The organism is Solihabitans fulvus, assembly GCF_008386585.1.
Lineage (GTDB): Bacteria > Actinomycetota > Actinomycetes > Mycobacteriales > Pseudonocardiaceae > Solihabitans > Solihabitans fulvus.
Window position 1 is genome coordinate 1 of the sequence record NZ_VUOB01000430.1, and the last position, 227, is coordinate 227.

Annotated in this window: 1 protein-coding gene; it reads right to left on the minus strand. The window is 61.2% G+C overall.

Going from position 1 to position 227, the window contains the following annotated elements; all coding sequences use genetic code 11:
* A partial coding sequence (locus F0L68_RS41935) for a class I SAM-dependent methyltransferase (RefSeq protein ID WP_497858005.1) occupies positions 1-227 on the minus strand: 227 nt, incomplete at both ends.

Here is a 227-nt window from a genome sequence, read left to right on the forward strand (position 1 = left end):
ACGTTTGTGGTGACGCTTCTTGTGCCATGGATCAGCGAAGAAGGTCCACAATTCGTCGAGGTCGGCGGGTCCGAAGAGGTGGTCCTGCCCTGCTGTGGCGTCGGCCATGATGACCCGGGGGTTACTTGCACCAGCGTTCTCGAGCTTGATGAGGGTCGTCGCGATGGAGGGCAGGTAGAGCTCGAAACCGATGAAGACACGTTCGGGATGGGGGGCCGCTAGCGCTG